This window comes from Actinomycetota bacterium (assembly GCA_005888325.1).
Classification (GTDB): domain Bacteria; phylum Actinomycetota; class Acidimicrobiia; order Acidimicrobiales; family AC-14; genus AC-14.
Genome location: VAWU01000019.1, coordinates 1 through 20753 on the forward strand (window position 1 = coordinate 1; position 20753 = coordinate 20753).

At 70.8% G+C, this 20753-nt stretch carries 20 protein-coding genes and 1 pseudogene; 13 read left to right on the forward strand and 8 right to left on the reverse strand.

Annotated features, from left to right (window positions below):
• The coding region (locus tag E6G06_05220) for an HNH endonuclease (GenBank protein ID TML92457.1) at nt 1-554 on the forward strand (554 nt) is incomplete at its 5' end.
• Between the two features lie 86 nt (nt 555-640).
• On the opposite strand, the gene E6G06_05225 is transcribed toward E6G06_05220, so the two are convergent.
• Complete coding sequence (locus E6G06_05225; protein ID TML92458.1) at nt 641-1780, reverse strand: LLM class flavin-dependent oxidoreductase; 1140 nt, start codon at nt 1778-1780, stop codon at nt 641-643.
• Between the two features lie 5 nt (nt 1781-1785).
• Here E6G06_05225 and E6G06_05230 point away from each other — a divergent pair, with 5 nt between their 5' ends.
• A complete protein-coding gene (locus E6G06_05230; protein TML92459.1) occupies nt 1786-2544 on the forward strand; it encodes an SDR family oxidoreductase in 759 nt (252 codons plus the stop codon).
• 25 nt (nt 2545-2569) lie between these two features.
• On the opposite strand, the gene E6G06_05235 is transcribed toward E6G06_05230, so the two are convergent.
• On the reverse strand, nt 2570-3379 hold the full coding sequence (locus E6G06_05235) for an SDR family oxidoreductase (GenBank protein TML92460.1): 810 nt from the start codon (nt 3377-3379) through the stop codon (nt 2570-2572).
• Nucleotides 3380-3470: 91 nt separating this feature from the next.
• On the opposite strand from E6G06_05235, the gene E6G06_05240 reads away from it, so the two are divergent.
• On the forward strand, nt 3471-4646 hold the full coding sequence (locus E6G06_05240; GenBank protein ID TML92461.1) for an acyl-CoA dehydrogenase: 1176 nt from the start codon (nt 3471-3473) through the stop codon (nt 4644-4646).
• Between the two features lie 18 nt (nt 4647-4664).
• Nucleotides 4665-5777, forward strand: a complete 1113-nt coding sequence (locus tag E6G06_05245; GenBank protein TML92462.1) for an acyl-CoA dehydrogenase — start codon at nt 4665-4667, stop codon at nt 5775-5777.
• Between the two features lie 21 nt (nt 5778-5798).
• Here E6G06_05245 and E6G06_05250 read toward each other — a convergent pair whose 3' ends face one another.
• The gene (locus E6G06_05250) at nt 5799-6998 is read right to left on the reverse strand and encodes a CoA transferase (protein TML92463.1); all 1200 of its coding nucleotides are present in this window, start codon (nt 6996-6998) and stop codon (nt 5799-5801) included.
• 58 nt (nt 6999-7056) lie between these two features.
• On the opposite strand from E6G06_05250, the gene E6G06_05255 reads away from it, so the two are divergent.
• The 9 genes from E6G06_05255 (at nt 7057) to E6G06_05295 (ending at nt 15513) form a co-directional block, all read left to right on the forward strand.
• Nucleotides 7057-7863 (forward strand): tyrosine-protein phosphatase, encoded by an 807-nt coding sequence (locus tag E6G06_05255; protein ID TML92464.1) that lies wholly within the window; start codon nt 7057-7059, stop codon nt 7861-7863.
• Nucleotides 7854-8441 carry a TetR/AcrR family transcriptional regulator gene (locus tag E6G06_05260; GenBank protein ID TML92465.1) on the forward strand — a complete coding sequence of 196 codons (588 nt, stop codon included), beginning with the start codon at nt 7854-7856 and terminating at the stop codon, nt 8439-8441. The genes E6G06_05255 and E6G06_05260 overlap by 10 nt, the downstream gene beginning before the upstream one ends.
• A 47-nt stretch (nt 8442-8488) precedes the next feature.
• Nucleotides 8489-9394 (forward strand): SDR family NAD(P)-dependent oxidoreductase, encoded by a 906-nt coding sequence (locus E6G06_05265; GenBank protein TML92466.1) that lies wholly within the window; start codon nt 8489-8491, stop codon nt 9392-9394.
• Nucleotides 9395-9407: 13 nt separating this feature from the next.
• Nucleotides 9408-10643 (forward strand): acyl-CoA dehydrogenase, encoded by a 1236-nt coding sequence (locus tag E6G06_05270; protein ID TML92467.1) that lies wholly within the window; start codon nt 9408-9410, stop codon nt 10641-10643.
• A 71-nt stretch (nt 10644-10714) separates the two neighbouring features.
• On the forward strand, nt 10715-11875 hold the full coding sequence (locus E6G06_05275; GenBank protein ID TML92468.1) for an acyl-CoA dehydrogenase: 1161 nt from the start codon (nt 10715-10717) through the stop codon (nt 11873-11875).
• The gene (locus tag E6G06_05280) at nt 11590-12834 is read left to right on the forward strand and encodes a hypothetical protein (protein TML92469.1); all 1245 of its coding nucleotides are present in this window, start codon (nt 11590-11592) and stop codon (nt 12832-12834) included. The genes E6G06_05275 and E6G06_05280 overlap by 286 nt, the downstream gene beginning before the upstream one ends.
• Nucleotides 12834-13931, forward strand: a complete 1098-nt coding sequence (locus E6G06_05285) for an acyl-CoA dehydrogenase (GenBank protein ID TML92470.1) — start codon at nt 12834-12836, stop codon at nt 13929-13931. Before E6G06_05280 ends, E6G06_05285 begins: the two co-directional genes overlap by 1 nt.
• The gene (locus E6G06_05290) at nt 13928-14332 is read left to right on the forward strand and encodes an acyl dehydratase (GenBank protein TML92471.1); all 405 of its coding nucleotides are present in this window, start codon (nt 13928-13930) and stop codon (nt 14330-14332) included. Before E6G06_05285 ends, E6G06_05290 begins: the two co-directional genes overlap by 4 nt.
• Nucleotides 14329-15513, forward strand: a complete 1185-nt coding sequence (locus E6G06_05295) for a lipid-transfer protein (GenBank protein ID TML92472.1) — start codon at nt 14329-14331, stop codon at nt 15511-15513. The genes E6G06_05290 and E6G06_05295 overlap by 4 nt, the downstream gene beginning before the upstream one ends.
• A gap of 7 nt (nt 15514-15520) precedes the next feature.
• Here the strand turns inward: E6G06_05295 and E6G06_05300 are convergent, their stop codons facing one another.
• From E6G06_05300 to E6G06_05320, 5 genes and pseudogenes are all read right to left on the reverse strand, one after another.
• Entirely contained in the window at nt 15521-17170 is a 1650-nt protein-coding gene (locus tag E6G06_05300) for an acyl-CoA synthetase (protein TML92473.1), read from the reverse strand.
• Complete coding sequence (locus tag E6G06_05305) at nt 17167-18069, reverse strand: SMP-30/gluconolactonase/LRE family protein (protein TML92606.1); 903 nt, start codon at nt 18067-18069, stop codon at nt 17167-17169. Before E6G06_05305 ends, E6G06_05300 begins: the two co-directional genes overlap by 4 nt.
• A gap of 72 nt (nt 18070-18141) precedes the next feature.
• Nucleotides 18142-19239, reverse strand: a complete 1098-nt coding sequence (locus E6G06_05310) for a hypothetical protein (protein TML92474.1) — start codon at nt 19237-19239, stop codon at nt 18142-18144.
• A gap of 87 nt (nt 19240-19326) precedes the next feature.
• A complete protein-coding gene (locus E6G06_05315) occupies nt 19327-19587 on the reverse strand; it encodes an OB-fold domain-containing protein (GenBank protein ID TML92607.1) in 261 nt (86 codons plus the stop codon).
• 15 nt (nt 19588-19602) lie between these two features.
• Nucleotides 19603-20409 (reverse strand): annotated as a pseudogene (locus E6G06_05320) (hypothetical protein).
• Nucleotides 20410-20753: the final 344 nt, after the last annotated feature.

The window sequence follows — 20753 nt, forward strand, 5'->3', positions numbered from 1 at the left end:
ACACCGTGCACGTCGTGATCGACCACGCCGCACTGGTGCGAGGAAAGGCAGAAGCGGGTGAGCGCTGCGAGGTCGCCGGCGGCGGGCGGGTGCCGGTGAGCGTGGTGCGCTCGATGCTGGACGACGCGTTCGTGACCGCCGTCGTGAGCGACGGGGTGGATGTCTCCACGGTGGCGCACTTGGGGCGGCGGCCCACCGCGCACCAGCGCAGCGCCCTCGAGGTGCGCGACCCCGAGTGTGTGGTGCCGAGCTGTCACGTGCGCGTCGGGCTCGAGATCGACCACGTCGAGCCCTGGAGCGCGACGCGCGTCTCCAGGCTCGACGCGCTGGCCCGGCTGTGCCGGTTCCACCACGCCCAGAAGACGCACGAGGGCTATCGATTGGAGGGCGGGCCCGGGCACCGGCGCTGGCTCAAGCCCGACGGCACCGACGTGGACGCGCGGCCGCCGCCGTCACCGAAGCGACCAGCTGACGACGACACGGGCACGATCGCGGAGCGACAGGCACGGATCTGCGACGCCGCCATCGCCAGCATCGAAAGGCTCGGGTGGTGATGCGGGCGACGTCGAATCGAGCGCGTCACCTCGGGCGGTGTGCGTCATCGGCACCACTGCGCGGGGTTGAGAACCCCAGAGGGCGATCAGGCGAACTCGGGCAGGACGTGCTTTCCGAGGAGCTCGATCGTCTGCATGACCTTGTCGTGGGGGATCTTGTACGGGTTGACGAGGCAGAGCAGCAGGTCGCAGCCGGCCGCCTCGTAGCGCTTCGCCGTCTCTATGCACTCGTCGGGGTCGCCGACGACCGACGAGCCCGTGGTGTGGAGGTAGTCGAACGTGAGGTGGTCGAGGAGGCCGGTGCGATCGGTCTCGTGCATCTGCGCCGTGTACTGGTAGGTGCCGAGGTCCTTGCCCTCGAGCAGGTCGGCGACCGACGCGATGAGGCGCACGCCGGTCCGCACGTACCAGACGAACGACTCGGCCGCCACCTCGTAGGCCTCTTCCTTGGTGGGCGCGCACAGCACCATGGTGAACGTCGCCGCCTGGTCGTTCACGAACTTGCCGGCCGGCTCCTTGCACTCCGCGAGCCCCTGCCGGTAGAGGCCGATGCGCTCGGTGAGCTCTTCGGGCGGCACGCCGACGGTGAACGAGCACAGGCCGATCCCGTGGCGGCCGATCTCGCGATGTCCGTCGGGACTGCTCGTCGCGCCCCAAAGCGGCGGATGTGGCTTCTGGCGGGGCTTGGGCTGCACCCGACGCGGCGCTCCCATGCGCCAGTGCTTTCCGTCCGCCTGGTACACCTCGTTCGTCCACGCGCCCACGATGTGCTCGAGCGCCTCGCTCCACATCTCACGCGTCTCGTTGGGATCGACGTCGAACCCCTCGAGCTCGGCACGCGTCGATGAGCGCCCGGTGCCGAACTCGACGCGCCCGTCGCTGAGCAGGTCGAGGACGGCCGCCGACTCCGCGCTCCGGATGGGATGGTTGTACGGCTTCGGCAACAGACGCACCCCATAGCCGAGCCGGATGTTCTTGGTGCGCGCCGCGATGGCGCCGTACAGCACCTCGGGGTTGGAGCAGTGCGAGTACTCCTCGAGGAAGTGGTGCTCGACCGTACAGATGCTGTGGAACCCCATGCGGTCGCCGAGGATCGCCTGCTCGAGCGTGTGCTGGTACGCGAGGTACTCGCTCTCGGCGTTCCACGGGCGCGCCACCGGGATCTCGTAGAAGAGGGCGAATCTCATGGGCCGTCCTTGACCTCTAGAACACGTTTCAGCGAGCATACGGCATGGGTCGGTTGGACGGGATGGTCGCGCTCGTCACCGGCGCGGCATCCGGAATCGGCGAGGCGTGCGCGCGCCGGTTCCGCGCCGAAGGCGCCGTCGTGGTCGGCCTCGACGTACACGGCACCGCAGTTGATGGCGCGGTCGCAATCGATGTGCGCGACGAGGATGCGGTGGCGGGCGCGGTCGCCGATGTGTTGGCCGCACACGGCCGCCTCGACGTCGTCGTCAACGCCGCTGGTGTGGCCGGCGGAGGTCCGGTGCACCAGCTGGGCGCCGACGAGTGGGACCGCGTGCTCGACGTCAACCTCAAGGGCACGTACCTCGTGTGCAAGCGCGCGCTCGTGGCCATGGTCGAGCAGCGGGCGGGCAACATCGTGAACATCGCGAGCATCGAGGGCATCGAGGGCACCGAGGGAGGCAGCGCGTACAACGCGTCGAAGGGCGGTGTCGTGCTGCTCACCAAGAACATGGCCATCGACTACGGCCGCATGGGCATCCGGGTGAACTGCATCTGCCCCGGCTTCATCGACACACCGATGCTGCGCTCGGTCATGGACCTCGACGTGATGGCGCAGGTGCGCGACCGCTACCGGGACGCCCACGTGCTGGGCCGCTTCGGGAACCCGGAGGAGATCGCGTCGGCCGCGTTGTTCCTCGCGTCCGACGACGCCTCGTTCGTCACCGGCCATGCGCTGGTCGTCGACGGCGGCTTCACCGCGGGCGCGCGCCTGGGTGTGGCCGACATGCTCGGCCTGAGGTGACGACCAACCCGGGAAGGGGGGGCGGCTACGGCGCGAGGGGACGGTTGGTCCAACCGCCGCGCTCGGTGCGGAACCAGCCGCCGGCGGCGTAGCTCCCGCCGTCGGCGTGCACGGTCGTGCCGGTGACGAACGCCGACAGCTCCGACGCGAGGAAGAGGGCGACGCCGGCGATGTCGTCGGGTCTCCCGAACCGCCCGAGCGGCACCCACGTGGGGATGAGGTGCTGTTGGGCCTCGGGAACCCAGCGGTCGTAGGGCACCTGGAGCGACTCGGTGAGGTCGGGTGCGATCGCGTTGACGCGGATGCCGTGGGTGCCGAGCTCCAGCGCGAGGCTCTTGGTGAACTGCGTGACCCCGCCCTTGAACGCGGCGTACACCGCGGACTGAGGCTTGCCCCGAAACGCCTCGACGGTCGAGAGGTTGATGACGCTCCCACCCCGGGCCCGCTCGATCATGCCGGGAACGAACGCCCGGCAGCAGAGGAACACGTGCTCGAGGTTGACGCGGTACAGCGCGTCCCACTCGGCCTGCGAGGTCTCGACGAAGTCGACGGCCCGGTACAGGTAGTGACCGACGTTGTTGACGAGCACGTCGACGGCCCCGAGGGTGGACGCGAGCTCCGCGACCTGCTCCGGCTCGGTGACGTCGACGACGTGCGCCTCCGCGCGGCCACCGCGCTCGGCGATGTGGGCAACCGTCGCCCGGGCGCGCGGCTCGTCGACGTCGGCGACCGCGACCTTGGCCCCGCTGGCCGCGAACGTCTCGGAGATGCCACGCCCGATGCCACCGCCCCCGCCCGTCACCAACGCGACCTTGCCCTCGAGCAGGTCGGTCATCTCTGTACTCGCTGAGAGTCGGTGCTCGTCGTCATCTCGGCGCTTCGCGACGTGTGGCAGCCGGGCCGAGGCGGACTATAACGTGTTCCACATGGACATCGGCTACACCGAAGACCAGGAAGCGCTTCGTCAGGAGCTGCGCGCGTACTACGCCGAGCTGCTGACGCCCGAGGTCGAGGAGGAGCTCGCCCACGCGAACGGCGTCGGTGAGGCCATGCGCCGGATCGTCCGTCGGATGGGTGAGGACGGCTGGCTCGGCATCGGCTGGCCGAAGGAGTGGGGCGGGCAGGGGCGGTCGGCCATCGAGCAGTTCGTCTTCTTCGACGAGTCGATGCGCGCCGGCGCGCCGGTGCCAATGCTCACGATCAACACGGTCGGCCCCACCATCATGAACTTCGGCACCGAGGAGCAGAAGCAGTTCTTCCTGCCCAAGATCCTCAAGGGCGAGATCCACTTCTGCATCGGCTACACGGAGCCGGGGGCGGGCACCGACCTCGCCGCGCTCAAGACGCGAGCGGTGCGCGACGGCGACGAGTACGTCATCAACGGTCAGAAGATCTTCACCAGCCTGGCCGGCGACGCCGACTACGTGTGGCTAGCGACCCGCACCGACCCCGAGGTGAAGAAGCACAAGGGCATCTCGATGTTCATCGTGCCGATGTCGACGCCCGGGGTGAAGGTCGTACCGATGCACCTGCTGAGCGAGCACAACATCAACTACACGTTCTACGAGGACGTGCGCGTGCCGGTGGGCAACCTGGTGGGGGAGGAGAACAACGGCTGGTCGCTCATCACGAACCAGCTCAACCACGAGCGGGTCACGCTCTGCTCCCCGGGGATCATCGAGCGCACGTTCGCCGAGGTGCACGAGTGGGCGCGCACCACCAAGCTCCCCGACGGACGACGGGTGATCGACCAGGAGTGGGTGCAGCTCAACCTGGCCCGGGTCGACGCCCGCCTCGAGTTCCTGAAGCTCATCAACTGGAAGGTCGCGTGGGCCGCGACCCAGAAGCGACTCGACGTGGCCGACGCATCGTCGATCAAGGTGTTCGGCACCGAGTTCTACCTCGAGGCCTTCCGGCTGCTGATGGAGGTCGTCGGCCCGCTGGCCTATCTGAAGGCGGGTTCCCCCGAGGCGACGATGAAGTCGCGCATGGAGCGCATGTACCGCAGCCTCATCATCCTCACCTACGGCGGCGGCACGAACGAGATCCAGCGCGACCTCATCTCCGTCTTCGGTCTCGGCATGCCGATGGCATCGCGGTAGGGCACGAAGGAGCGACCCATGGACTTCTCGTTCAGCGAAGAGCAGGAAGCGGTGCGTGACCTCGCCCGACAGATCCTCGGCGAGCGGGTCACCCACGAGCGGCTCAAGGAGTTCGAGGGGGGCACCGAGCTCGTGGACCGCGCCACGTGGGCCGAGCTGGCCAAGGCCAACCTGCTCGGGATCGCCCTGCCCGAAGACGTCGGCGGCAGCGGCCTCGGCTTCATCGAGGTCTGCCTGCTCCTCGAGCAGGTGGGGCGTACGGCCGCGCCGCTCCCCGTCCTGCCCGCGATCGTGATGGGCGCGCTCCCGCTCGCCGAGTTCGGCTCCGCCGAGCAGCGATCGCGGTATCTGCCGGGTGTCGTCGCGGGCGACCTGATCTTGACCGCCGCGCTCGTGGAGTTCGGCGCCGACCCCGCACGACCGACGACCGTGGCCCGGCCCGACGGCGACGGCTGGCGCCTCGACGGCGTCAAGATCTGCGTTCCCGCCGGGCTGTCGGCCGATCGCATCCTCGTGCCCGCGCGCACAGGTGAGGACACGGTCGGCGTGTTCCTCGTCGACCCCGACGCCGGTGGCGTGACGCGCCAGCGCCAGGACACGACGAGCGGCCGGCCGGAGGCGCGCCTCGAGCTTTCGGGCGCCCCCGGGGAGCTGATCGGCGGGGCCGGTGACGGCGCAGCCATCGTCGAATGGATCGTCGAGCGCGCGACCGTGGGCCTGTGCGCGCTCGCCATCGGGGTCTGCGAAGAGGCGCTGCGGATGACCGCGGAGTACACGAAGACGCGCGAGCAGTTCGACCGGCCCATCGCTACCTTCCAGGCCGTGGGCCAGCGCGCCGCCGACGCCTACATCGACACCGAGGCGATCCGCCTGACCGCGTGGCAGGCGGCGTGGCGCATCTCGGCCGGCCTTCCTGCCGCCCACGAGGTGGCCATCGCCAAGTTCTGGGCGGCCGAAGGGGGACAGCGCGTCGTGCACGCAGCCGTGCACCTGCACGGTGGCATCGGGGTCGACAAGGACTATCCGCTGCACCGCTACTTCCTGCTGGCGAAGCAGATCGAGCTGACGCTGGGCGGCACCACACCGCAGCTGCTGAAGATCGGCGCCATGCTCGCGGCCGAGCTGGTCTGACCGGGCGCACGCACTCGCGGGTCAGTGGACGGCACCCTCCGCCCGCAGCGCGGCGATGGCGTCGTCGTCGTAGCCGAGCTCGCGTAGCACCTCGTCGGTGTGCTCGCCGAGTTGCGGCGGCATCGACCGCACCTGCCACGGAGTGCCCGCGAAGTCCGCGGGTGACGAGATCATCGTTGCCGTGCCGCCCTCGTCGGGGACCTCGACGAAGGCGCCGGCGGCAGCCATCTGCTCGTCGGCCAGCACCTCGTCGACCGTGTGGACCGGCGCCCACCACATGTCCTCACGATCGAACGCCTCGCCCCACGCGTCGCGCGTCCGTGTGGCGAAGATCTCGTCGAGCAGCCCGATGAGCTCGGTGCAGTTGCGCCGGCGAGCCGAGCCGGTCGCGAACCGCGGGTCGTCGAGCCACTCGGGCCGCTCCACCGCCCGGGCCAGGTCGGGCCAGTGGCGGTCGCCCTCCAGCCCGAGCAGCCAGAACCAACGCCCGTCGCAGTCCTGGTAGCAGCTGACGACCGGATTCTTGATCGTCGTGCGAGTCGCGGTGGCGATCGGCACCCCGAAGCGCAGCGCGGTGTTGAGGTCGAAGCCGACGGTGTACGCGCCCTGCCGCAACAACGAGGTTGACACGACCTGCCCGCGACCCGTGCGATCGCGTGAGACGAGGGCGGCGCAGACGGCACCCGCCGCGGTCATCGCCACCGTGTGGTCGCCCATACCGCCGCGCTGGAACGGTGGCACGCCTCCGGGCGCCGTGAGCATGTGGGCGATGCCCGCCCGGGCCCAGAACGCGCCGATGTCGTACGCGGCGCGTTCGCGCTCCGGGCCGGTCAGGCCATAGCCGGTGATCGCGGCGTACACGAGCTCCGGGTTGCGCGCCGTGAGCGGCTCGGGGTCGAGGCCGAGGCGCGCGAGCGCCGCGAGCCGAACGTTGGTGACGAACACGTCGGCGTCGTCGATGAGCCGCATTGCGATCGCGTGACCCGCGGGCACCGCGAGGTCGACGACGATGCCGCGCTTGCCCCGGTTGTCGAGCTCGAACGGCGGGTTGAACGGAAGGTCACCGCCGAGCATCCCGGCGAACTGCCGGGCCGGGTCACCGGTGCGCGGCTCGATCTTGATCACGTCTGCGCCCCAGTCGGCGAGGATGCCCCCGGCTCCGGGCCCCGCCACCCACACCCCCAGCTCGACGACGCGCACGCCTTCCAGTGGCCCGGGCACCGCGGGATCGTAGAGGAGAACTGGAACGTGTTCTCGCCGAGCGCGATAGTGAGCACCCATGGAGACGGCCGGCGCGGTGGAGCGAACGATCACGTTCGAGGGCTGTCTGAACTTCCGCGACCTCGGCGGGTACGCGACACGCGACGGTCGCGTCGTGCGGTGGCGCCGGCTGTTCCGCAGCGACTCACTCCATCGCATGAGCGCGTCCGACGTGGCCCGGCTGCTCGACGAGCTGGGTGTGGTGACCGTCGTCGACCTGCGCACACGCACCGAACGCGAGCGGGGTGGCCCGGTGCCGGCCGAGTCGTCGGGGGCCACGCGTTCGCTGCACGTCCCGATGGTCGACGAGCTCTTCGCCGACCGGGACGCGCGGCCGCGCGCCACCACGCGCGTCACAACACGCGTCACCGACATGGGCGAGGGCTACGCGGCGATGCTCGGGCTCGCAGGTGAGCAGGTGGCCACCGTGCTGCGGCTCCTGGCCGAGCCCGACGTGTACCCGGCGGTGTTCTTCTGCGCCGCCGGGAAGGACCGCACGGGTGTGCTGGCCGCGATCCTGCTCGCGGTGCTGGGGGTCGACGACGACGACATCGTGGCCGACTACGCGCTCACCGATTCGGTCGCGCGGGCCATCCTCGACCGAGCCAGTCGCGAGCTGCCGCTCTACGAGGATCTCTGGAAGTCGCTGCCGCCCGACGCGCGCGGCGCGCCGGCGCGCGTCATGCGGTCGATGCTGGCTGCGATCGAGCGGAAGCACGGCTCCACCCTCGCGTTCGTGGAGGCCCTCGGCGTGGGGCCCGAGGTCGTCGAGCGCCTCCGGCACGGGTTGCTCTCGAGCCCCAACGCTGATCGGAGATGGCAGTGAGCGCAACCACCGAGACGTTGACCCGCAGCCAGGCGGCCCGGCGGAGCCGGGTCATCGAGGCCGCGTTCCAGCTCGCGGGTGAGGGCGGCTACGACGCGGTGCAGATGCGTGACGTCGCCAGCACGGCCAGCGTGGCCCTCGGCACCATCTACCGCTACTTCTCGTCGAAGGACCACCTGCTGGCCGCGTGTCAGGTCGAGTGGTCGAAGGACGTGCAGCGCAGGCTCGCCCAGCGCCCGCCGGCGGGCGACACACCCGCCGAGCGGGTGGTCGACGTCGTGCGGCGTGCCACCCGGTCTATGGAGCGCCGGCCGCCACTGGCCGCCGCCCTCATCACCGCCATCTCCTCGCCCGACCCGGCCGTCTCGGACTGCCAGCAGGAGACCACGGTCGTGATGGGCGAGGTGCTGTCGAGCGCGATGGACGGTGTCGAGGTCGAGCTCCGCGACACGGTCGTGCGCATCCTGTCGCACGTCTGGTTCTCGACGCTGCTGGGCTGGGTCAACGGGTGGTACCCCGTCAGCCAGGTGGGTGACGACCTCGAGGACGCGGCGCGCCTGCTCCTGCAGAACGCCTGACCCGGGGGTTTTGGCGGGCAAAACTGGAATGTGTTCTACTCGTCCGCATGAGTGGGATCTGCGACGGACGGGTGGTGATCGTGACGGGCGCGGGCCGCGGCATCGGCCGCGCCCACGCCTTGGAGTTCGCCCGTCAGGGGGCGAAGGTCGTCGTCAACGACCTCGGCGCCGAGCTCGACGGACGGGGTGGCTCCACCGGTCCCGCGGGCGACGTCGTCGACGAGATCCGGGGCATGGGGGGCGAGGCCATGGCCAACGGCGACGACGTCGCCGACTGGGACGGGGCCGAGCGCCTGGTGAGATCGGCCATCGACGCGTTCGGCCGCCTCGACACGCTGGTCAACAACGCCGGCATCCTGCGCGACCGCATGCTCGTGAACATGAGCGAGGACGACTGGGACGCGGTGATGCGCGTCCACCTGAAGGGTCACTTCTGCCCGACGCGCCACGCCGCGGCATACTGGCGCGAGCAGACGAAGGCGGGCGAACGGGTGGAGGCCCGCGTCGTGTTGACCAGCTCGGGCGCGGGGCTCTACGGAAACGTGGGCCAGGCCAACTACTCGGCGGCGAAATCCGGCATCGCCACCCTCGCACGCGTGGCGGGTGCCGAGCTCGGCCGCTACGGCGCGACCGTCAACGCGATCGCTCCCGCGGCGCGCACACGCATGACCGAGGGGCTCTTCGCCGACATGATGGCGAAGCCCGGGCAGGGCTTCGACGCGATGGCGCCCGAGAACATCGCCCCGCTCGTGGTCTGGCTCGGGAGCGCGGAGTCCGGTGACGTCACCGGCCAGGTCTTCGAGGTCGGCGGTGGACGCATTTCGGTCACCGACAACTGGCGGCACGGGCACGGAGTCGACCGGGGCGACCGCTGGGAGCCCGCTGACATCGGTCCGGTCGTGCGCGACCTGCTGGCCAAGACCGAGCCGGTCAAGGTGATCGGCGCCCGGTAGGGGGCGCGTCCGAATGGACTTCGACGACACCGCGGAAGAGGCGGCGTTCCGCGCCGAGGTCCGTGCCTGGCTGGTCGCGCACGCACGCCCGAAGTCCGGCGATGCCGACTTCTCCCGGCACTACCACACCGCGGTCGTCGACGACGACGCGGAGGCGGCGCACGTGCGGCGGTGCAAGCGCTGGCAGGGCACCCTCTACGAGGGGGGCTGGGCCGGCATCACGTGGCCGAAGGAGTACGGCGGACGCGGCGCGTCGTCGGTGGAGGCGATGATCTTCAACCAGGAGCAGGCCGCGTTCGACGTGTCGGCGGGCGTGTTCTCGGTTGGCATCGGCATGGCCGGACCCACGATCATCGCGCACGGCACGGAGGCCCAGAAGGAGCGGTGGCTCGACCCGCTGCTGCGCGGAGAGCGGATCTGGTGCCAACTGTTCAGCGAGCCGGGCGCGGGCTCCGACCTCGCGGGCCTGGCGGCCCGCGCCGTGCGCGACGGCGACGAGTGGGTGGTCAACGGCCAGAAGGTGTGGACGTCCGGCGCCCACTACAGCGACCTCGGGATCCTGCTCGCGCGCACCGACCCCGACGCGCGCAAGCACCGGGGCATCACGTTCTTCGTGGTCGACATGGCGACGCCCGGCATCGAGGTGCGCCCGCTCCGCCAGATCACCGGACGGACCCATTTCAACGAGGTCTTCCTCACCGACGTCCGCGTCCCGGCGGACAACGTGCTCGGCGAGGTGAACGGCGGCTGGGGCGTCGCCCTCACCACCCTCGCCAACGAGCGCGCCCTCATCGGCAGCGGTGGGGGCATGGCGTTCGGCGACCTGGTGCGCCTGACCCGTGAGCTCGATCGCGCCGATGACGCCATGAGCCGCCAGGGCCTCGTCGACGCGTTCATCCGCTTCGAGGTGCTGAAGTATCTCGGCTACCGGGTGCAGACCGCGATCAGCCAGGGACGGATGCCCGGCCCCGAGAGCTCCGTGTTGAAGCTGGCCTACTCGCGGCATGTGGCGCGTACAGGCGATCTGGCGCTCGCGCTCGAGGGAGCCAAGGGGATGTTGCTGGAAGGAGCGCCCCACCACGGGTTCTGGCAGCAGCAGTTCCTCAACCAGTGGGGCATCCGCATCGGGGGCGGCACCGACGAGGTGCAGCGCAACGTCATCGGCGAGCGGGTGCTGGGCCTCCCACGCGAGCCGCGCCCCGACAAGGACGTGCCCTTCCGCGAGCTGGCCCGGGCCGTCGCGCGCTGATCAAAGGGCGCTATACGTGCGGGTGCGGCCACAGGAACGCGTTCTACTCCGCTGCTAGATTCGGTCCTCGGATGCACCTCGACTACACGCCCGAGCAGCAGGCGCTGCGCAAGGAGCTGCGCGCCTACTTCGACGAGCTGTTGACCGACGAGGTGCGCGCCGCGCTCGGCGTGTCGGGCGAGGGGAGCCCGTTGTTCCGCACCCTGGTCGCGAAGATGGGGGCCGACGGGTGGCTCGGGGTCGGCTGGCCGAAGGAGTACGGCGGGCAGGGCCGGCCACCCACCGACCAGTTCATCGTCTTCGACGAGGTGCAACGCGCCGGCGCCCCGTTCCCGTTCGTCACCGTCAACACGGTCGGGCCCACGATCATGCGGTTCGGCACCGAGGCGCAGAAGGCGCAGCTGCTCCCCGCAATCCTCCGGGGCGAGCTGAACTTCGCCATCGGATACACCGAGCCCGAGGCGGGCACCGACCTCGCCTCGTTGCGCACGCGGGCGGTGCGCGACGGCGACGAGTACGTCGTCAACGGGAACAAGGTCTTCACGAGCGGAGCCAACCAGGCCGACTACGTCTGGCTGGCGGTGCGCACCGATCGCGACGCGCCGAAGCACAAGGGCATCTCGATCATCCTCGTGCCTACGTCGTCGCCCGGCTTCACGATCACCCCGATCGTCACCGTGGGCGGCGCCGTGACGACGGCGACGTACTACGACGACGTGCGCGTCCCTGTGGCGAACCTGGTCGGACGCGAGAACGACGGCTGGCGCATGATCACCACCCAGCTCAACCACGAGCGGGTGGGCCTCGCCGCCATCGGTGGCCTCGCCCACCGGCTCTACGACGACGTGGTGGCGTGGGCCCGCGAGACCGGCGCGCTCGACACTCCCTGGGTGCAGCTCGACCTGGCCCGCGCGCACGCCCGCCTTGAGGCGATGAAGCTCCTGAACTGGCGCATGGCGAGCGACATCGCGGCCGACCGGCTGAGCCCGGCCGACTCGTCGGCGGTGAAGGTCTACGGCACCGAGACCCTGATCGAGGTGTACCGCACGCTGCTCGCCATCCTCGGTCCTGTCGGCTACCTGCGTGCGGGCTCGCCCGGCGCCCCCCTGCGCGGCGAGGTCGAGCGTGCCGCGCGCGCCGCGCAGATCAACACCTTCGGGGGTGGCGTCAACGAGGTCCAGCGCGAGATCGTGGCCTCGGTCGGCCTGAAGATGGCGCGGCAGCCGCGGTGAGCGAGCACCATGCCGACCTGCTCGAACGGCTGAAGGCGTTCGAGGGCCGCGACGTGGGCGCGGCCGAGGTGGGCCCCGATCCCGTCAACCAGCCGATGATCAGGCACTGGGTCGAGGCGATCGGCGACGAGAACCCCGTGTACACCGACGCCGACGCAGCTGCCGCGTCGGTGCACGGTGGGATCGTGGCGCCTCCCGTGATGCTCCAGGCGTGGGTGATGCGCGGCCTCCGGCCTCGTCCGGTTGCGGGTGGTAGCCCGCGCGACGAGCTCATGCGCCTGCTCGACGACGCCGGCTTCACCTCAGTCGTGGCCACGGACTGCGAGCAGGAGTACCACCGCTACGTGCGCCCCGGCGACCACCTGCGCACGACCACGACGATCGAGTCGGTGTCCCCCGAGAAGCAGACCGCGCTGGGCGCGGGCCACTTCGTCACCACCCGCGTGAGCTACCACGACCAGCACGGCGAGCTAGTGGGCTCGATGCGCTTCCGCATCCTGAAGTTCAAGCCCCCCGAGAAGCGCGAGAGGGGCGCGGCGGCCGAACCGCGCCCGAAGCGCCCGCGTCCGGCGATCACCCAGGACAACGCGTTCTTCTTCGAGGGCGCCGCCCAGGGCAGGCTCCTCATCCAGCGGTGCGCGTCGTGTGGGCGTCTGCGGCACCCACCGGGGCCGATGTGTGGCGCGTGCCGGTCGCTCGAGTGGGACACGGTGGACGCGAGCGGTCGGGGCGTCGTGTACAGCTACGTCGTCAACCACCATCCGCAGGTCGCGGCGTTCGACTACCCGCTCGTCGTCGCGCTCGTCGAGCTGGAAGAAGGCACGCGCCTGGTGTCGAACGTCGTCGGCGTCGACGCGCACGACGTTCACGTGGGCATGCCCGTCGAGGTCGAGTTCGTGGCGTTCGACGACGAGCTCACGCTGCCGCAGTTCCACCCCGCGGCCGGAGACGCGAGCTGATGGACTTCGCGTTCAGCGAGGAGCAGGAGGCGGTGCGCGCCCTCGCCGCGCAGATCTTCGCGGGTCATGCATCCACGGCCCGGGTGAAGGACGTCGAGGCGGGCGACGAGCGGTTCGACCGGGCGGTGTGGGCCGAGCTCGCCGGCGCGAACCTCCTCGGCATCGCGCTGCCCGACGAAGTCGGGGGGAGCGGCTTCGGGGTCATCGAGCTGTGCCTGCTGCTCGAGCAGCAGGGTCGCACGGTGTCGCCCGTCCCGCTGTGGCCGACGCTCGTGCTCGGTGCGCTCCCGATCGCCGAGTTCGGCAGCGCCGACCAACGCGAGCGCTGGCTGCCGGGCGTCGTCGCGGGCGACGTCGTGCTCACCGCCGCGCTCGAGTCGTTCGGGCCGGAGCTGACCGCGCGGGCAGACGGTGCCGCGTGGCGCCTCGACGGCACCCGGTTGAGCGTGCCGGCCGCGCAGTCGGCGGCGCGGGTGATCGTTCCCGCACGCACCGACGCGGGCGTGCGCGCCTTCCTCGTCGACCCGAACGGCGACGGCGTCGAGCACCAGCGCGCGGAGACGACCAACCGCGAGCTCCGATCCCACCTGGTCCTCTCGGGCGCGCCCGCCGAGCCGCTCGGCGGCGCCGGGGTCGTCGAGTGGCTGCTGGACCGCGCCCTCGTCGGGCTCTGCGCGCTGCAGGTCGGCGTGTGCGAGGAGGCGCTCCGTCTGGCCGCCGCCTACACGTCGGAGCGGGTGCAGTTCGGGCGGCCGCTGTCGACCTTCCAGGGTGTGGCGCTCAAGGCCGCCGACGCGTACATCGACACGGAGGCGATGCGGGCCACGCTCTGGCAGGCGGCGTGGCGGCTCACCGAGGGCCTCGACGCGGCGCAGGAGGTGGCGGTGGCCAAGTGGTGGGCGGCGGACGGAGGCCAGCGCGTCGTGCACGCGACCCAGCACCTCCACGGCGGCATGGGGGCCGACGTCGACTATCCGGTGCATCGCTACTTCCTGTGGGGCAAGCAGCTGTCGGAGGAGCTGGGCGGCGCGAGCGCGCAGCTGGCCCGGCTGGGCGCAGCGATCGCCTCCCGCCCCATCGAAGGGGTGCGCCCGTGAAGTACGCGGATGTCAACGTGGGCGACGAGCTTCCGCCGCTGGCGGTGCCGCTGACGCGGACGTTGATCGTGGCCACCGCGATCGCGTCACGCGACTACCAGGACGTGCACCACGACCCGGACCTGGCGCGGGGGCGCGGGTCGGACGACATCTTCATGAACATCCTGAGCACGAACGGCTTCGTCGGTCGCTTCATCACCGACTGGGCGGGCCCCGATGCGGTTCTCAACAAGGTTGCCATCCGCCTCGGTGCACCGAACTACCCGGGCGACACGATGACGATGACCGGGAAGGTCACGGTCAAGCACGACGAGACGGGTACGGTCGAGGTCGCGGTCCGGGGCGCCAACAGTCGCGGCGACCACGTCACCGGCACGGTCTGGTTGACGCTGCCGACATGAGCGAGTCGAACGCGCTGAAGGACCGCGCCGCGATCGTCGGCATCGGGGCGACCGAGTTCTCCAAGCAGTCCGGGCGCAGCGAGCTGCGACTGGCCGTCGAGGCGACGGTTGCCGCGCTCGACGACGCCGGATTGCAGCCGTCCGACGTCGACGGGATGGTGACCTACACCCAGGACACCAATCCCGAGATCGAGATCGCACGCAACGTCGGGATCGGCGAGCTCTCGTTCTTCAGCCGCATCCACCACGGGGGCGGCGCCGCGTGCGGCACGATTCAACAGGCGGTCATGGCCGTCGCGACCGGGGTGGCCGAGGTCGTCGTCTGTTACCGCGCCTTCAACGAGCGCTCGGGCAACCGCTTCGGCGCGGGGGTGCAGAACCGTCCGGCGATGGCAAACGCGGAGAACGCACACTTCAGCTGGTACGCGCCGTTCGGCCTGCTCACTCCGGCGCAGTGGGTGGCGATGTTCGCCACCCGCTACATGCACGAGTTCGGCGCCGCCAGCGAGGACTTCGGGCGCGTGGCGGTCGCCGATCGCAGGCATGCAGCCACCAACCCCAAGGCCTGGTTCTACGAGAAGCCCATCACCATCGAGGACCATCAGCAGTCACGTTGGATCGTCGAGCCGCTCCACCTGCTGGACTGCTGCCAGGAGAGCGACGGTGCACAGGCGATCGTCGTGACGAGCGTGGCGCGCGCCCGCGACCTGGTCCACCCGCCTGCGGTCGTCCGCGCCGCCGCGCAGGGCGCGGGGCGCGACCAGGACATGATGACGAGCTACTACCGGGAGAGCATCTCGGGCCTGCCGGAGATGGCGCTGGTCGCCCGCCAGCTCTGGAACACGTCCGGCCTCGGCCCCGACGACATCGACGTCGCCATCATCTACGACCACTTCACCCCGTTCGTGCTCTGCCAGCTCGAGGAGTTCGGCTTCTGCGGCCGAGGCGAGGCCAAGGACTTCATACGCGACGGCGCGATCGAGCTCGGGGGCCGGCTCCCGGTGAACACGCACGGGGGCCAGTTGGGCGAGGCCTACATCCACGGCATGAACGGCATCGCCGAGGGCGTGCGTCAGGTGCGCGGCACGTCGGTCAACCAGGTCGACGCGGCCGAGCACGTGCTCGTCACCGCGGGGACCGGCGTGCCCACCAGCGGACTGATCCTCGGCCCCGACCACTGACCCGTTTTCACATCGCGGCGAGCACGCCGGCGCGCCCGCGGGCTTCGAACTCCCGCGCCAGCACGGCGACGTCATCGGCCGTCAGCCTCCGGTACGGCTCGTGCCGCGCCGGCTGCCACCACACGGGATCGTCGGTCTCCCACCGCTCGCGGCGGAGCACGCGCTTCAACACCTTGGCCGTGGGCGTCGTGGGGAGCGCGCCGGTGATGCGCACGAACCTCGGCGCCCACTTGGTGCCGAGATCGGACTGCTGCTCGAGGAAGCCGGCGAAGGCGTCGGGGTCGAACGTTGCGCCCGGCACCAGTTGCAGGGCGGCCATCACCCGGTCGCCGACGTCGGGGTCGGGCACCGCGTAGACGGCAGCCACCACAACGCCGGGAAAGCGGGCGAGGATGCGTTCGACGGGCGCGGCGGCGAAGTTCTCACCGTCGACGCGCAACCAATCGAAGTCGCGGCCCGCGAAGTACACGAACCCCTGCGCGTCCTTGTAGGCGAGGTCGCCCGTCCAGTACATGCCGTCGCGCGTGCGGGCCGCGTTGGCCTCGTCGTTCCTCCAGTAGCCCTCAAACCCCGCGGTGCCGAGCCGGTTGACCAGCTCGCCGATGGCCTCGTCGGGGTTGAGGAGCACGCCCTTGTCGTCGAATCGCGCCGGCGGGCACTCCTCCTCGGTCTCGGGGTTCAGGACGACGGTGCCCTCGGGGGCCCGGCCCAGCGAACCCGCCGGCATGTCGGGCGAGCGCGTGACCGCCGCGCCGCCTTCCGTCGAGCCGTAGCCGTCGATCACCTGACAGGCGAAGCGCTGGGCGAAGCGGTCGATGTCGAGGTCGGCCGCCTCGTTGCCGAACACCGTGCGCAGCGGGTTGTCGGTGTCGTCGGGCTGCTCAGGGGTCGCGAGCACATACGACAGCGGCTTGCCCACGTAGTTGAAGAACGTCACGCCATAGCGGCGCACATCGGGCAGGAAGCCCGACGCCGAGAACTTGCGCCGCAGGGCGACGGTCGCTCCGCCCGCGAGCGCGGGTGCCCATCCGGCCATCAGCGCGTTGGAGTGGTACATCGGCATGGCCGCGTAGCAGACGTCGGCGGCCGTGAGCTCGAACATCTGCGCCACGATGCTGCCGATGCCGGCCAGCCGTCCCTGCGAGCAGCGAACGGCCTTCGGCGCGCCCGTGGTGCCGGAGGTGAACAGGAGGAGGTAGAGGTCGCCTTCGCTGATCACGGTGTCGGGGAGCGGCGCACCGGCGTGTGGTGCGAGCCGCTCGCGGTACGAGGGGGTGTCGATGACGAGCGTCCGATCGACGTCGAGCCCGATGTCGAGGCCCTCCAACAGAGGATGGTGGCCCGATTCCGTGACGATCAGCTGGCAGTCGGTGTGCGTGATGTCACGCGCCAGCTCGGCGCCGCGGCGCGTCGGGTTGATCCCCACGATGGTCGCGCCCGCGACCGCCGCCGCCGACAGCCACAGGGGGAACTCGGGCACGTTGTCGAGCAGCACGCCGACGTGGAACGGGCCGGATCGGCGCAACTCCCGGAGCAGTGCGGCCCGTTCGGCCGCCGCCCGCACGACCTCGGCGTAGGTCCATGAAGCGTCCTCGAACAACAGGCCAGTCGTGGCGTCGTCCGCGCGGGCGCGCACGAGCTCGGCCATCGTCGTCATGGGTGCTCGAGGCGGAGGCCGGGGCGGGGCCAGTCGAGGGCCACCAGGCGCCCGTACCCCGACAAGGTGACGAGCGCGGTCTGCATGTCGGCGCCCGTGAAGCAGACGTTGGTGGTGAGCGGGTCGGGCATGTCGACGTATTCGTAGTCCCCGTCGGGCGAGACCACGCACAGACCGTGGGGCAGCGCGGCGACGACGATGTGTCCGTCGGCCTCGACTGCGAGCGAGTCGAAGTGGCCCTTGGTGCAGGCGACGACGGATGCCCCCCGCGCGCCACCGCGGACCCGCCCGGTGTCCTCGATGTCCCACGCCAGGAGCTTGCCGGTGAAGCTCTCGGCCACGTACACGCGGCCGCCGTCGGGTGAGAGGCCGACGCCGTTCGCGCCCCAGAGGGGATAGGCCGCCTCGACGATGCTCGAGCCGTCGGGCTGCGCGTAGTAGAGGCCGCCGCGGTCCACGTCGCGGGCGCGTTGCTTGCCCAGGTCGGTGAACCAGAAGCCACCGGACGCGTCGAACACGATGTCGTTCGGACTGCGCAGGCGGTGCCCGTCGCACTCGGAGTACAGCCGGGTGACGGCGCCGGAGCCCAGGTCGACGCGCTCGATCCAGCCGCCCTCGAAATCGGGTGGCTGGTTGCTGCCGGTCGCGAGGTCCATCGGGATGTTGATGCCGGCGCGCTCGCTCCAGAGGAAGCCGCCGTCGTTGCACACGTAGACCGCGCCGTCGGGACCGATGGCCGCGCCGTTGGGCCCACCGCCGAGGTCGGCGACGACGTCGACGTCACCCGCGGCGCCGACGCGCGTGAGCGTGCCCCGCTTGATCTCCACGACGAGCACGCTGCCGTCGGCCATGGCCACGGGTCCCTCGGGGAACTGCAGCCCGGTGGCGAGCTCGCGCACCTCGGTCATGGCGACACGTTCTAGCCCGCCCGAGGCGGGTGGTGTCACGAACGCGGGGTCGGCGGCTGCGGACTACGAGGCGCGACGCTTCGCCCGCCGGCTCAGCCCGAACAGGACGACCGCGCCGGCGGACAAGAAGGCGATCGCCTTGCTCTCCGCGTCGCCCCGGGCGGCGCGCGTGCTCCTCGTCGGGTCGGGGGCCACGCGGCTCGTGCGCACCTCGGTGGCCGTGGGCCCGGGGGCTTCGGGCTCGTCGGGCACCGGCGCCGCCTCGGCGGCAAAGCGCGCCGTCTCCATCGCCTCGAGCTCGTCGACGGCCACGCGCGCGCGCTCCAGCTCCTCGGCGACGCGTGCCGCCTCGGCAGCTACCCGCGCGACCTCTCGCTCGGTCGCCACCCGAGCGGCTTCGTGCTCGGCGGCGATGCGCGCCGCCTCGGCGCGTGCGGCTTCCTGCGCGGCGGCCGCCTCCGCCGCCTCCAGCTCGGCCTCGAGCTCGGCGGCCATGCGCGCGGCCTCCTGCTCGGCGGCCACCCGGGCGCCCTCGCGCTCGGCGGCCAGGCGCGCGACTTCCCACTCGACGGCCATGCGCGCGGCCTCGCGTGCCTCCCGGGACTCGCCGGCCCGACCGGTCGGGACGAATGCGCGGGTCTTCAGCTCCCGTGCCCGGCCGAAGGTCTCGGCGCGCGTCAGCGGCCGGCTGGCCCTGAGGATCGGAAGGACGTTGGCGGTGATGGACGCGCAGAGCTCGTGGGCCAGCGCGAACAACCGTTCGCCGGCGATCCTGTTGGCGGGCACCACCATGCCGAACTGCTCGCAGAGCTGCGCCCGATCCGCGGGATGGCTGGGCACAGCCGCGTCGGCGATCTGCTGAACGAGGATTCCGGGATGATCTGTCCAGCCTTCGAGCAATCGTCCCTCGACCTTCTGGACGAGCTCGACGAGAAACGCCACCGCCTCCCTGCGCGCCGGGTCGTCGAACCTGCGCTCGATCGCGTCGTCGTTGCCGTAGGCCATCCGCCAGACGGCCGTCGCCACCTCAACCGGTTCGATCGAGTTCGGCAGCACGCGCGACGTCGTGCAGCTGCGAATCGACGGGCCCGCGTTTCCCGACGGCAGGTCCAACGCCAATCGCGTTGCCGCATGAAACGTCAATGTTCCGCCGTCGCCCATGGTTCCCCCTCCGAGATGCCTACGGGCTGAAGGGTACGAAACGGGTGTTCCATGTCAAGACAGGGCTTCCAAAATAGGTCGCGCGACTCATGGGGCTGCACGCGTGAACTTCGGTGCGATGACGCGCCGCGTGATGCCTTCGAACTCGAGCGGCCGGTAGACGACGCGCACCGGCATGTCGAAGCGAAGGTCGTCGGGATCGCAGTCGACGATCTCGGTGACCAGGCGCACCGCCGGATCCTCGTCGAGTGCGACGAGCGCAGGCACGAACGGCACCTTGCCCTCGAACTGAGGGATGAAGGCGCGGGTGACCACCGCCCACGAGAACAGGCGACCGCGTCCGCTCATCGCGGTCCACGTGAACGACTGGTTGCGGCATGTGCGACAGCGCTCACGCGGATACCACGTGTAGGCGGCGCACCCGTCGCAGCGCGGAATGAGCAGCTCGTGGCGCGCCGCTCCCGCCCAGAAGGCGCGCGTCGGCTCCCAGTCGATGTCGGGTAGCGGAAAGTCGGCGCGCATCGCCCCGCTCATGGGCGGCGGAGGATGAGGGTGCTCGCCTGCGGGCCGGTGTAGCCGCCGTACACGCCGACGCGTGCGCCGGGCACCTGGGCGGCGGCCTCGCCCCGCAGCTGGCGCACCACCTCGACCACGTGGGCGATGCCGAGGACGTACGCATGGGAGAGCATGCCGCCGTGGGTGTTGTACGGCAGCCGGCCGCCGTCGAAGGACAACGCATCGCCTTCGACGAACGGACCTCCCTCGCCCTTGGCACAGAAACCCATGTCCTCGATCTGCATCAGCGACACGATCGTGAACGGGTCGTAGCAGGTCAACACGTCGACGTCGGGGGGATCCAGGCCCGCCATGCCGAAGGCCACCGGCGCGGCGAACACCTGCGGGGTCGACGTGAACGCCCGCTGCTGGCTCCAGTGGGTGCCGGTGAACGAGTTGCCCATGCCGACACCCGCCACCTCGACCAATGGTTGCCTCAGATCGCGCGCCCGTTCTGGCGTCGTCATCACGTACGCGGCCCCTCCGTCGGAGATGAGGCAGCAGTCCTCCTTGCGAAAGGGCTCGACGATCGCCGGCGAGTCGAGGTACTCCTCCATGGTCAGCGGCTTGTCGTGCATCACGGCGCCGGGGGTGAGGTTGGCGTGGCGCCGGCATGCGACGGCGATGCTGCCGAGCTGCTCCTGGGTGGTGCCGTAGTCGTGCATGTGGCGTCGGGCGATGGTGGCGAAGTACACGGGCTGTGGGAACCACCCGAACGGCACCTCGAGGTTCTGCTTGAACAGCTCGCGCGCGTGAACCTCACCGGGGCCACCGACCATCTCGCCCCGTTGGGTCGCCCACGCCACCGCGAACGTGTTGACGATGTGGCGCGCCTTGCCCTCGCGGAGCGCCATGGCCGCCTCGTACGGCGCGGTGCCCGCCCACACCATGCCGCCGCCGCGATCCGACTCCCACATCGGGTGCGACGTGCCGAAGTGCTCGTGGTAGGCGGCCTGGTC

Coding starts and splice junctions, on each gene's coding strand:
- E6G06_05315 (TML92607.1), bottom strand. CDS start 19,587: ATGAGCGGACGCGGTCGCCTGTTCTCGTGGGCGGTGGTCACCCGCGCC.
- E6G06_05285 (TML92470.1), top strand. CDS start 12,834: ATGGACTTCGCGTTCAGCGAGGAGCAGGAGGCGGTGCGCGCCCTCGCC.
- E6G06_05310 (TML92474.1), bottom strand. CDS start 19,239: ATGGGCGACGGCGGAACATTGACGTTTCATGCGGCAACGCGATTGGCG.
- E6G06_05275 (TML92468.1), top strand. CDS start 10,715: ATGCACCTCGACTACACGCCCGAGCAGCAGGCGCTGCGCAAGGAGCTG.
- E6G06_05240 (TML92461.1), top strand. CDS start 3,471: ATGGACATCGGCTACACCGAAGACCAGGAAGCGCTTCGTCAGGAGCTG.
- E6G06_05265 (TML92466.1), top strand. CDS start 8,489: ATGAGTGGGATCTGCGACGGACGGGTGGTGATCGTGACGGGCGCGGGC.
- E6G06_05300 (TML92473.1), bottom strand. CDS start 17,170: ATGACGACGATGGCCGAGCTCGTGCGCGCCCGCGCGGACGACGCCACG.
- E6G06_05225 (TML92458.1), bottom strand. CDS start 1,780: ATGCTCGCTGAAACGTGTTCTAGAGGTCAAGGACGGCCCATGAGATTC.
- E6G06_05245 (TML92462.1), top strand. CDS start 4,665: ATGGACTTCTCGTTCAGCGAAGAGCAGGAAGCGGTGCGTGACCTCGCC.
- E6G06_05260 (TML92465.1), top strand. CDS start 7,854: ATGGCAGTGAGCGCAACCACCGAGACGTTGACCCGCAGCCAGGCGGCC.
- E6G06_05270 (TML92467.1), top strand. CDS start 9,408: ATGGACTTCGACGACACCGCGGAAGAGGCGGCGTTCCGCGCCGAGGTC.
- E6G06_05255 (TML92464.1), top strand. CDS start 7,057: ATGGAGACGGCCGGCGCGGTGGAGCGAACGATCACGTTCGAGGGCTGT.
- E6G06_05295 (TML92472.1), top strand. CDS start 14,329: ATGAGCGAGTCGAACGCGCTGAAGGACCGCGCCGCGATCGTCGGCATC.
- E6G06_05230 (TML92459.1), top strand. CDS start 1,786: ATGGGTCGGTTGGACGGGATGGTCGCGCTCGTCACCGGCGCGGCATCC.
- E6G06_05235 (TML92460.1), bottom strand. CDS start 3,379: ATGACCGACCTGCTCGAGGGCAAGGTCGCGTTGGTGACGGGCGGGGGC.